9 protein-coding genes and 1 pseudogene are annotated in these 10,623 nt (G+C 72.6%); 2 read left to right on the forward strand and 8 right to left on the reverse strand.

Translation table 11 applies throughout. The features are described 5' to 3' along the window. Positions 1-284 precede the first annotated feature (284 nt). The 4 genes from ACFWY6_RS01505 to ACFWY6_RS01520 all read right to left on the reverse strand — a co-directional run bounded on the left by ACFWY6_RS01505 (position 285) and on the right by ACFWY6_RS01520 (position 4,245). Positions 285-1,376, reverse strand: coding sequence for an acyl-CoA dehydrogenase family protein (locus ACFWY6_RS01505; RefSeq protein WP_384684978.1), 1,092 nt, complete (start codon positions 1,374-1,376; stop codon positions 285-287). Continuing rightward, positions 1,373-2,554 carry an acyl-CoA dehydrogenase family protein gene (locus ACFWY6_RS01510; RefSeq protein ID WP_384684981.1) on the reverse strand — a complete coding sequence of 394 codons (1,182 nt, stop codon included), beginning with the start codon at positions 2,552-2,554 and terminating at the stop codon, positions 1,373-1,375. The genes ACFWY6_RS01505 and ACFWY6_RS01510 overlap by 4 nt, the downstream gene beginning before the upstream one ends. Continuing rightward, positions 2,551-3,519, reverse strand: a complete 969-nt coding sequence (locus ACFWY6_RS01515) for an NADPH:quinone oxidoreductase family protein (protein WP_384684984.1) — start codon at positions 3,517-3,519, stop codon at positions 2,551-2,553. Before ACFWY6_RS01515 ends, ACFWY6_RS01510 begins: the two co-directional genes overlap by 4 nt. A gap of 78 nt (positions 3,520-3,597) precedes the next feature. Further along, positions 3,598-4,245 (reverse strand): helix-turn-helix domain-containing protein, encoded by a 648-nt coding sequence (locus ACFWY6_RS01520; protein WP_384684987.1) that lies wholly within the window; start codon positions 4,243-4,245, stop codon positions 3,598-3,600. Between the two features lie 77 nt (positions 4,246-4,322). Between ACFWY6_RS01520 and ACFWY6_RS01525 the strand changes: the two genes are divergently transcribed. Further along, entirely contained in the window at positions 4,323-5,381 is a 1,059-nt protein-coding gene (locus ACFWY6_RS01525; RefSeq protein ID WP_384684990.1) for an NAD(P)/FAD-dependent oxidoreductase, read from the forward strand. A gap of 72 nt (positions 5,382-5,453) precedes the next feature. Then, on the forward strand, positions 5,454-6,350 hold the full coding sequence (locus ACFWY6_RS01530) for an SDR family oxidoreductase (RefSeq protein ID WP_384684993.1): 897 nt from the start codon (positions 5,454-5,456) through the stop codon (positions 6,348-6,350). A gap of 340 nt (positions 6,351-6,690) precedes the next feature. Here ACFWY6_RS01530 and ACFWY6_RS01535 read toward each other — a convergent pair whose 3' ends face one another. The 4 genes and pseudogenes from ACFWY6_RS01535 to ACFWY6_RS01550 form a co-directional block, all read right to left on the reverse strand. After that, complete coding sequence (locus ACFWY6_RS01535; protein ID WP_384684996.1) at positions 6,691-7,530, reverse strand: enoyl-CoA hydratase/isomerase family protein; 840 nt, start codon at positions 7,528-7,530, stop codon at positions 6,691-6,693. Between the two features lie 64 nt (positions 7,531-7,594). Then, positions 7,595-8,341 carry a PIG-L deacetylase family protein gene (locus ACFWY6_RS01540; protein WP_384684999.1) on the reverse strand — a complete coding sequence of 249 codons (747 nt, stop codon included), beginning with the start codon at positions 8,339-8,341 and terminating at the stop codon, positions 7,595-7,597. A 40-nt stretch (positions 8,342-8,381) separates the two neighbouring features. Further along, positions 8,382-9,710 (reverse strand): alpha/beta fold hydrolase, encoded by a 1,329-nt coding sequence (locus ACFWY6_RS01545; RefSeq protein ID WP_384685002.1) that lies wholly within the window; start codon positions 9,708-9,710, stop codon positions 8,382-8,384. 72 nt (positions 9,711-9,782) lie between these two features. Further along, positions 9,783-10,623 (reverse strand): annotated as a pseudogene (locus ACFWY6_RS01550) (substrate-binding domain-containing protein); the annotation flags it as partial.

A 10,623-nucleotide genomic window follows, 5' to 3' on the forward strand; every position in this document is an offset into this window, starting at 1 on the left:
CGCCGCCGGCGGGGGGGGCGTGGGGGGCGCCGGCCCTCGCGCCGGCCCCGGCCCCCCACGGGGCGGGGGCGCCCCCCCCCCGCGCGGCGCCCCCCCCCACCGCGCCCGTGCCCCGTATCGATCGGGCCCTCATGCTCCACACCCCTACTGAAGATCAACAGTTATTGCGAACAGGTCGCAATTATGCCTCACGTAATGGAGACGTAAAACGCGCAGCCCGCACGCGGTGCGTGCGGGCTACATCGAATACTGCTGTGGGGTATGCACATTGGGATCTACGTCGGTCAGGGCGCCTGGAGGTCGAGCAGCTCCGCCAGTTCATCGCGGTGCCTGCCCGCCGTGCCGAAGGCGATCGAGTCGGCCTTGGCCCGCTTCAGGTAGAGGTGGAGCGGGTGCTCCCATGTCATGCCGATACCGCCGTGCAGCTGGAGCGCCTCCTCGGCGGCGTGGACCGCGACGGGAGCGGCATAGGCCTGGGCGAGGGCGGAGGCGAGGTTGGGTTCGTCGCTGCCGGTGGCCAGGGCGTCGGCGGCGTGCCGGGCGGCTGCGCGGGTGTTGACGACCTCCAGCCACACCTGGGCGAGCCGGTGCTTCAGTGCCTGGAACGAGCCGACGGGCCGGTTGAACTGGTGCCGTTCCTTCGTGTGGCGCACTGTCTCCGTCAAGCACCATTCGGCGAGGCCCAGTTGCTCGGAGGCGAGCAGCCCGGCCCCGGCGCGCAGACCCATGCGTACCGCAAGGTCGGTGTCGGAGGTGAGGGCACGCGCGCGTGCCGCAGCACATGTCACCGTGGCGAGCGGACGGGTGGGGTCGAGGGAGGTCTGCGCGGTGACGGTCACGCCGTCCTGTGCGACGTCGACCGCGAAGAGCCCGGCGGCCGTCGGCACGAGCAGCACATCGGCCGCGGCCGCGTCGGCGACGCCCGTGACGCGGCCGTGCAGGGCGCCGCCCTCTTCGCGTACGTCCGTGAAGGTCTGGCCGGGGGCCGCGGAGAGCGGCACGGCGAGCACGCCGACCGTGCGTCCCGACGCCAGCGCCGTGAGCAGTTCGGCCGCCGCGCCCCCGTCGCAGACGAGGAGCGCCTCGGTCGCGACGACGGCACTGGTGAGATAGGGCACGGGCGCCACCGCGCGGCCCAACTCCTCCAGGACGACGGCCGCTTCGCGGTGGGTGGCACCCTGGCCGCCCAGTTCCTCGGGCACGAGCAGGCCTGCCAGGCCCATGCCGTCGGTGAGCGCCTTCCACAGTTCGCGGTCGTGCGGCTGGTCGGTCTCGCAGCGGGCGATGACGGCGGCCGCGTCGCAGTGGTCCGCGAGCAGGCCGCGCACGGCCGAACGCAGCGCCTCTTCCTCTTCGGAGTAGAGCAGATCAGTCATCGCGCGAGGTCCTTCCAGGCGACGTCCTTGTCGGTGCGCGGTTCGGACGGCAGGCCGAGGACGCGCTCGGCGACGATGTTGAGCAGCACCTCGCTGGTTCCGCCCTCGATGCTGTTGCCCTTGGCGCGCAGATAGCGGTAGCCCGCGTCACGCCCCGCGAAGTCGACCTTCTCGGGCCGCCGCATCGTCCAGTCCTCGTACAACAGGCCTTCCTCGCCCAGGAGTTCCACCTCCAGGCCGCTGATCTCCTGGTTGAGGCGGGCGAATCCGAGCTTCAGTCCTGAGCCCTCGGGCCCCGGTTGCCCCGCGACGAGCTGCTGGCGCAGCCGCTCACCGGTGAGCCGGGCGACTTCCGCCTCCACCCACAGCTTGAGCAGGCGCTGGTGCAGGTCGTGCGTGCGCAGTTCGGGGCGCTCGCGCCAGGTCGCGGCGACGGGGGCGATCAGGCCGCCCTCGCGCGGGATGCGCGACCCTCCGATGGACACGCGCTCATTCATCAGGGTGGTCTGCGCGACCTTCCAGCCGTCGCCGACCTCCCCGAGACGGTGTGCGTCCTGGATGCGTACGCCGGTGAGGAAGACCTCGTTGAACTCGGCCTCGCCGGTGATCTGGCGCAGCGGCCGCACCTCGACGCCCGGGTCGGTCATGTCGCAGACGAAGTACGTGATGCCGCGGTGCTTGGGCACCTCCGGGTCGGTGCGGGCGATGAGGATGGCCCAGCGGGCGGCGTGCGCGCCGGACGTCCACACCTTCTGCCCGTCGACGACCCAGCTGTCGCCGTCCCGGACCGCGCGGGTGCCGAGCGCGGCGAGGTCGGATCCGGCGCCCGGCTCGCTGAAGAGCTGGCACCACACCTCGTCGCCGATCCACAGCGGCCGCAGGAAACGCCGCTTCTGCTCGTCGGTGCCGAAGGCGAGGATGGTGGGCGCCGCCATGCCGAGGCCGATGCCGATACGGCGCGGATCGTTGTCGGGCGCGCCCGCGGCCTCCAACTCGGCGTCGACGACGGCCTGCAGGGCACGTGCCGCGCCGAGGCCGCCGAGCCCCTCCGGATAGTGCACCCAGGCGAGTCCGGCGTCGAAGCGGGCCTTGAGGAAGTCGGCGCGGTCCGTCGAAGCGGGCGGGTTGGCGGCGAGGAACTCCTGGGTGCGGCGGCGCAGTTCGGCGGCGTCGGTCATGCGGCGGCTCCCTCGGGGACCACGGCCACGCGGCCCGTGGTGATGCCGTCGGCGACGCGCTGGACGGCGGCCGCTGCCTCACCGAGCGGCACCCGCTCGCTGATGAAGGGCTTGATCGCGCCCTTGGCCGCGAGCTGGGTGAGCTCCACGTGGCAGCGCAGAATCGCCCGCGGGTCCTTGGCGTTGTAGAGGCCCCAGTGCAGGCCGAGCACCGAGTAGTTCTTCACCAGGGCGTGGTTGAGCGCGGGCGTCGGAATGACGCCGCTCGCGAAGCCGACGACGATGATCCGCCCCTCGAAGGCGACACACTTCGCCGACTGGGTGTACGCGTCGCCGCCGACGGGGTCGTAGACGACGTCGGCGCCACGGCCGCCGGTGGCCTCCTTCACGGCGCCGATGACGTTCTCCGTACGCCGGTCGATCACGACGTCGCAGCCGAGCTCCCGCGCGACCTCGGCCTTCGCGGCGCCGCCCACGACGCCGATGACCTTGGCGCCCGCCGCCTTGCCGAGCTGGACGGCCGCGCTGCCGACGCCGCCGGCGGCCGCGTGCACCAGGAGCGTCTCGCCCTCCTGGAGGTGCGCGCGGCGGTGCAGGCCGAACCAGCCGGTTTGGTAGCCGATGTGCAGGGCGGCGGCCTCCGCGTCGTCCAGCGCGTCGGGCGCGGGCAGCACGGCGGCCGCGTCGGCGATCGCGTACTCGGCGAAACCCCCGTACGGCAGCGCGGGGTTGGCGATCACGCGGCGCCCGTCCTCGGTCTCGCCGCAGATCTCCACGCCGGGTGTGAACGGCAGCGGGGGCGTGATCTGGTACTGCCCCCGGCAGAGCAGGGCGTCGGGGAAGTTGATGTTGGCGGCGCGGACCTTCAGGAGCAGCTGTCCGTCGCCCGGCACCGGGCGGTCCACGTCTTCGAGGCGCATCACCGCGCTCGGCTCGCCGTTCTGGTGCACTTGCCATGCCTGCATGCGGGGCCTCCACGGGGCTTTCGTAGACCGGGCTCCACCGCATACTAAGCGGTCGCTTGCAGGCAGGGGAAGGTCCTGTCAGGCGCCCTTGGGCCGCCGCTGGGCGGGGCGCGCCCTGACGTGCATCCGCTCCCCCTGCGGCCCGAACAGGCTGAGGAATTCGGCGGGGCCCTCGCCCGTCGAACCGAACCAGTGCGGCAGGCGGGTGTCGAACTCGGCGGCCTCGCCCGCCGTGAGGACCACGTCGTGATCGGCGAGCACGAGACGCAGCTTTCCCGAGAGGACGTACAGCCACTCGTACCCCTCGTGGGTCTGCGGATCGGGCTGTACGGAGCGGGCGGGCTCGACCACCTTGTACGCCTGGAGGCCGCCGGGCTGCCGGGTCAGCGGCACCATCGTGCGGCCGTGCCGGACGATCGGCTTGGCCCGCACCCTGGGGTCGCCGACGGGCGGGGCGCCGACCAGCTCGTCCAGGGGGACCTGGTGGGCGCGGGCGATGGGCAGCAGCAGCTCCAGGCTGGGCTTGCGCCGGCCGGACTCCAGTCGCGAGAGCGTGCTCACGGAGATGCCGGTGGACTGCGAGAGGGCGGCCAGGGTGGCGCCGCGCTCCTTGCGGACGCGCCGCAGGCGCGGGCCGACTTCGGCGAGCACTCCGTCCAGAGTCGCGTCGTCGTCATCGCTCTCCGCGGCAGCCGTCGCCGCACCCTCTTCGATCTTCTTCGCCATAAATCCATTGCAGTATCGGCAAAGTTCTTTGTCAATCCCGCGCCGTCGGTGCGACGGTCTCCGTGGAGGTGGTCACCATGACCCAGGACACCAGGAACGTGAACGGCACCAGCACCAACGGCAGCACCGGCGCCTCGTACGACGTGGTCGTCGTCGGCGGTGGTGCGGCCGGGCTGAGCGCGGGGCTCGTGCTCGGCCGGTCGCGGCGGCGCGTCCTCGTCGTCGACGCGGGCGAACCGCGCAACGCGCCCGCCGCGCACATGCAGGGCTATCTGTCGCGGGACGGCATGCCGCCCGCCGAGTTCCTCGCCGAGGGGCGGCGGGAGCTTGCGGCGTACGACGTGGACGTGGCCGATGACCGTGTGACGGCCGTGCTGCCGGACGGCGCCGGGGAGTTCGACGTCACGCTGGCGGGCGGCGGGTCGGTGCACGCCCGGCGGATCGTCGTCGCCACGGGCCTCGTCGACGAGCTGCCCGAGCTGCCCGGTGTCGCCGAGCGCTGGGGCCGTGACGTGCTGCACTGCCCGTACTGCCACGGCTGGGAGGTGCGGGACAAGCCCTTCGGAGTGATCGCTTCGGAGGTGTCCGGGATCCACCAGGCGCTCCTGGTCACCCAGTGGTCGAAGGACGTGACGCTCTTCCTGCACACCGTGCGGGAGCTGCCCGACGAGGACTGGGAGAAGCTGGCCGCGGCCGGCGTCACGGTGGTCGATGGCGAGGTGGCCGGGCTTGAGATCGAGGGCGACCGCCTGGTGGGGGTGCGGCTCGCGAGCGGCCGGGTGTTCCCGTGCTCGGCGCTGTTCGTCGACGCGAAGCCGGTGCCGAGGCACGGTCTGCTGAACGAGCTCGGCGCCGAGATGCAGGACACGCCGGTCGGCCCCTACCCGGCCGTCGACCCGACAGGCCGCACGAGCGTCCCCGGTGTCTGGGCCGTGGGCAACGCGTCAGGCCCGAAGGTCCAGGTGATCCAGGCGGCGGCCGCGGGCTACCAGGCCGGCGTAATGATCAACTACGAGCTCGTGCTCGCGGACATCGAAGCGGCCGCGGCACGGCGCCGCGCGGGTGCCTTCTCGCCGGAAATGGAGGCCGAGGTCTCCGAACGCGTGCTGGGCGCCGACCGCCACGGTCTGCGCTGATCCCCCGACGGTCGTACGTCAATTGCCCTTCACCCATGGAGCTTTGAGGCGGAAGGCGGTATCGATGCGCCCATGACGGACGAGACTGGCGCGCCGCCGCCCGGACTTCCCGCGCCTCCCCCGCCGGGCGTGAGCGCCTTGCCCGACGGCACCTACGACGGGGCGGTCGTCCTGGTCACCGGTGGCGGGACGGGGCTCGGCAAGGCGATCGCGGCGGAGTTCGCGCGGCTCGGCGCGGATCTGGTCATCGCGAGCCGCAAGGAGGACCGTCTGAAGGCGGCACGGGACGAACTCGCGGGCCTCGGCGGCCGGGTGACGGCCGTGCCCTGCGACATCCGCGACCCGGACCGCGTCGCGGCGACCTTCGATGCCGCGCAGGAGGCGTACGGACTGCCGGACGTGCTGGTCAACAACGCGGCGGCGAACTTCCCCGTGCCCGCCGAGGACATGTCACCGAACGCCTGGCGCTCGGTCGTGGACATCACGCTGACCGGGACGTTCTTCATGACACGCGAGTTCGCCCGCCGCCATCTCGCGGCGGGCACGCCCGGTTCGGTCATCGCCATCGGGGCGTCGTACGCGTGGACGGGCGGGCCCGGTTTCGCACACAGCGCGGCGGCCAAGGCGGGCGTACGGAGCCTGGTCGAGACCCTGGCGGTGGAATGGGGGCCGTACGGCATCCAGGTCAACGGCCTGGTGCCGGGCCTGATGCCGCACGAGGACATGACCGACGACATCCGCGGCAACCTGGACCGGGCCCGGGACAAGGCCGCCCGTCAGCCCGCTCTCCGCGTGGGCGCACCACGCGAGCTGGGCTGGGCGGCGACGTTCCTCGCCTCGCCCTACGCCCGCTTCATCACCGGCCACACCCTGGTGGTCGACGGCGCGAACTGGCAGCGGCGCGGCCTGGTGAGTCCGCGGGTGGAGACGGTGCGGGAGCAGATGGGGCGGGGGGCCTTCGAGGGGTGAGGGTGGCGCTGCCGGGGTGACGGCTGTGGTGGAGCGGATGACGGCGGTGCCTGCCGCGATGACGCGGGTGTCCGCCGCGATGACGTCGGCGTCGGCCGCAATGACACAGGTGTCCGCCGCGATGGCGCAAGGGCCCGCCGGGATCGCGTCAGCCTTCCGCGGAGGCATGACGCCGGCTTTCGGAGCAAGGACGGCGGCGGCTTTCGGAGCAAGGACGGCGGCGGCTTTCGGCGGGTGTGACGGTTGCGTCGCGGGGAACATAGGCACCCATCGGTCACAGTGGTGGCCACCGGCATCCACGAGCGACGGCTGCGGCCCCACCAGCCGGCGGCCGCCGGCATCACTTCCCCTCGAACTCCGCCGCCCGCCGCCCCGCCCGCGCCGCGTACCCCGCTCGCGAGTCCTCCGACGTGAGCGTGATCGCCGCGTTCATCGCCACCCGGTCGAGGGCGGCGTCCATACCCGCGTCCGCGTAGGCGTCGATGCCCCGCTTGATGCCCTGCACCGCGAGCGGGGCGTTGGCGGCGATCTCCGCGGCGACGTCGCGGGACGACTTCGCCAACTCGTCGCCGGGCACCACCAGTTGGAGGAGGCGGAGCCGTTCGGCCGTGGCGGCGTCGATGCGGCGGCCGGTGAGCGAGAGCAGCTTGGCCCAGCCCGCGCCCGCGTCCCGCGCGATCCGCAGATCGCCGCCCGCGTCGACCGCGACGCCGATCTGCGCCTCGGGCAGCGCGAACACCGCGTCGTCGGCGGCGATCCGGACGTCCGCCATCAGCGCGAGCTCGAAGCCGAAGCCCAGGCAGTAGCCCTGCACGGCGGCGACGACGGGCTGCGGCAGGCGGGCGAACGTACGGAAGCGCTCGTGGACCCAGCGCAGCCCTTCGTAGTAGTTGCGGGTGCGCTCGGAACCCGAGCGGCCGTCGATCGCACCGAATCCGTTGAGCGACGTGACGTCGATCCCCGCGCAGAACGCCCGCCCCTCCGCCCGCAGCAGCACCACCCTGATCGAGTCGTCGAAGCGGATCCGGTCGGCGAAGATGCCGAGCTGGCGGGTGGATTCCCAGCTCCACGCGTTGAGCTTGGCCGGATGGCAGAGGGTGAGGATGCCGAGCCCGTCCTCGACTTCCAGGCGCAGGCGTTCCTCGCCCTCCGGAATGTCCGTGCCGATGGTGTCGATCATCAGAGACCAGCCCTCCGCCCGCGATTCTGACGTACCGTCAGAGACGCAGCGTACCGGCGGGAACTCAGCGGCTGAAGACCTCGAAGGACACGGCGGGCCTTCCGCCGAAGCGCGCAGCCGTCCGCTGCGCGTTGCCGGTGAGGAATTCGCGGCAGTACTTCTCGGGGTCGTCCTGCGTCAACACCTCGATGTACGTGCGGTGTTCGAGGAGGGACTGCACCGAGCGCTCGAGTCCCGCCGTCGCGTCCGCCGCGTGCGTGGGTGACGAGGAACCGGCGACGGCGACCCAGCGCACGCCGTTCCAGGGTTCGAGGCCGTCCTCCTCGATCAGCTCGGGGAAGATCCAGCGGTTGCCCGCGTCCGACGCCGCGTCGAGGGTGGCGCGGCCGACGGCGACGTGGTCGGGGGTGTTCCAGGCGACGCCGCCCCAGGTGTCGCGGTGGTTGAGCGTGATGACGAGCTCGGGCCGGTGCCTGCGGATCGCGGCGGCGATGTCGCGGCGCAGCGCCGTCCCGTACTCGATCACTCCGTCCTTGTGGTCGAGGAACTCCACGGTCGACACACCGACCACGGCGGCGCTCGCCCGCTGCTCCCGCTCGCGCAGCGGCCCGCAGGTGGCGGGGTCGAGCGTGTCGATGCCGGCCTCGCCGCGGCTGGCGAGGAGGTAGGCGACCTCGCGCCCGCCGTCGGTCCATCCGGCGATCGCCGCCGAGCAGCCGTACTCCAGGTCGTCGGGGTGGGCGACGACGGCGAGTGCGCGCTGCCAGTCTTCGGGCATGGGGGTGAGCTGGTCGTTCAACGGCTCTGTCATGGCCGCAGCCTAGCTCCGCGGGGCCGCGGCCGAGGAGCCGTCAGGCCTCGCCGCGGGCCAGCGCGAGCAGCCGGTCGAGGACGCGCGGTGCGCCCACCCGCAGACCGTCGTGCTCGTACTCGTCGGTGACCCAGGTGCGCAGGCCGCGGATGGCGCGTGCGGTGCGCAGGGAGTGCTCGGTGTCGACGTACATGTCGTCGTGGTAGATCGCGGCGGCGGCCGGCACCTCGTTGGCGGCGAGGCGCGCCGTGTCGTACAGGGGTGCCCAGTCGGTGCGTGCGGCAAGGAGGTCGGCGGTCTCGCGCAGCGGCCTCAGGGCCGGGTCGCAGTCGAACTGCCAGCGCTGGATGGCCTCTCCGGTGAAGAGCAGCGGAGCATCCCCGTTGAGCGCCTTGGCCGGGTCGAACTGCGGGAACTCGCCGCGTACCCGCTGCGCGGACCAGTCGGTTGGCCGGTCGCCCTGCCCGTAGATCGTCTCGTGCATGAGGGCGAAGAGCGGGTTGCTCCGGAGCGAGAGGGCGGCCTGCACGGCTTCCTGGAACGCGTCGGAGAGCGCGGGCCCGGACGGCGTCCGTACGAAGGCGTCTTCCACCAGGTAGTGCAGACGGTGGCTGCCGTCGCCCGTGCCGAGGAGCATGCCGAGGGACTGGAACGCCTCGACGGTCAGGCGGTAGCCGCCGGTCAGCACCGGCTCGTGTTCCGCCACGTAGGCCGCGATGTGGCGGACTCGTTCGACGTCCTGCGGGTAACGGGCGTAGTGCGCCGCGGTCTTGCGCTCCATGCGCGGGTAGGCGGCGCGGTAGACGTCGTCGGCGTGCCCGTCGAGCGTCGGCAGGCCACCGGTGATGATCGCGGTGTCCAGGCCCTCGGGGGCCGCCGAGAGGTAGTGGGTGGTGCAGAAGCCGCCGAAGCTCTGGCCGAGTACGGTCCAGGGGGCGCCGCCGGTGAGCTCGCGCCGGATCAGTTCGCAGTCGCGGACGATGGAGTCGGCGCGGAAGTGGGCGAGATAGTCCACCTGTTCACGGGGGCCGCCGCGCAGCGGGAGCGTCTGGTGGTTGGCGGGTGTGGAGCTGCCCGTGCCGCGCTGGTCCAGGAGCAGCACGCGGTAGTCCCGCAGGGCCCGGCCGAGCCAGGCCTCCTTGCCCACGAAGCGGTTGGCGCCGCATCCCGGACCGCCCTGCAGATACAACAGCCAGGGCAGGTTCCCGCCAGCGTGGGCGCCGGCCACGACCTCCCGCGCAGAGACGTCGATGCGCTCGCCCGCCGGGTCGTCGTGGTCGAGCGGCAGGGAGAAGCGGTGGTCGGTGAGGACGACGCCGGGCTGGCGGTAGGGGGCGCTGGCGGTCAAGGGGGCTCCTGGGCGACGCATGGAACGGGGTGCTTCGTCACAGTTGAGCACACCCGTGCCGGGAGCGATCAAGGGGGCATCAGGCTGACGCGGTCAGCGGGGCGCGAGGCTGGAGCGCCGCACCACGAGCTCGGGCTGGAGCACCACGCGCCGGTGCTCGTGCCGCTGCGGGGCCTCCGACTCGGTCTCCTCCAGGAGGAGTTCCGCGGCCATGGTGCCCATCGTGACGGCGGGCTGGCGCACCGAGGTGAGCGGGACGACCGCCGCGGCCGCGAACTCGATGTCGTCGTAGCCGACGATGGCGATGTCCTCGGGGACGCGCACCCCGGCGGCGTACATCGACTGGAGCACCCCGAGGGCCAGCAGGTCGTTGGCGCAGAACACGGCGGTCGGCCGCTCGGCGAGCCCGAGGAGGCGGGCGCCCGCGTCGCGTCCCGCCGCCACGTCGAGGCGCTCGGTGGGCAGTTCCCGCAGCGCCGATGCCGCCAGGCCCGCCTCGGCGAGCGCCTGCAGCGCCCCCTCCCGGCGGTCCTTGACCTGGTTGAGCCCCGCGGGACCGCTCACGTACGCGACGCTGCGGTGCCCGGTGTCGAGGAGATGGCGCACCGCGAGCGCCCCGCCCTGTACGTCGTCCACCGAGACGGAACACTCGGTGGCTCCCTCGGCGACGCGGTCGACGAGGACGAAGGGGATGGCGTGCCGGCGGAACGCCTCGATGTTGCGGCCCGTGGCGTCCGCCGGGGTCAGCAGGACGCCGCGCACCCGCTGTTCGGCGAAGAGCGCCAGATATTCGGCCTCTTCGGAGGGGCTCTGTCCGCTGTTGCACATCATCACGCGGAGCCCGGCGTCGCGCGCCCCGCTGACCGCGTCAGCCTGATGCCCCCTTGATCGCTCCCGGCACGGGTGTGCTCAACTGTGACGAAGCACCCCGTTC

Source organism: Streptomyces sp. NPDC059037, assembly GCF_042740015.1.
Taxonomy (GTDB): Bacteria; Actinomycetota; Actinomycetes; order Streptomycetales; family Streptomycetaceae; genus Streptomyces.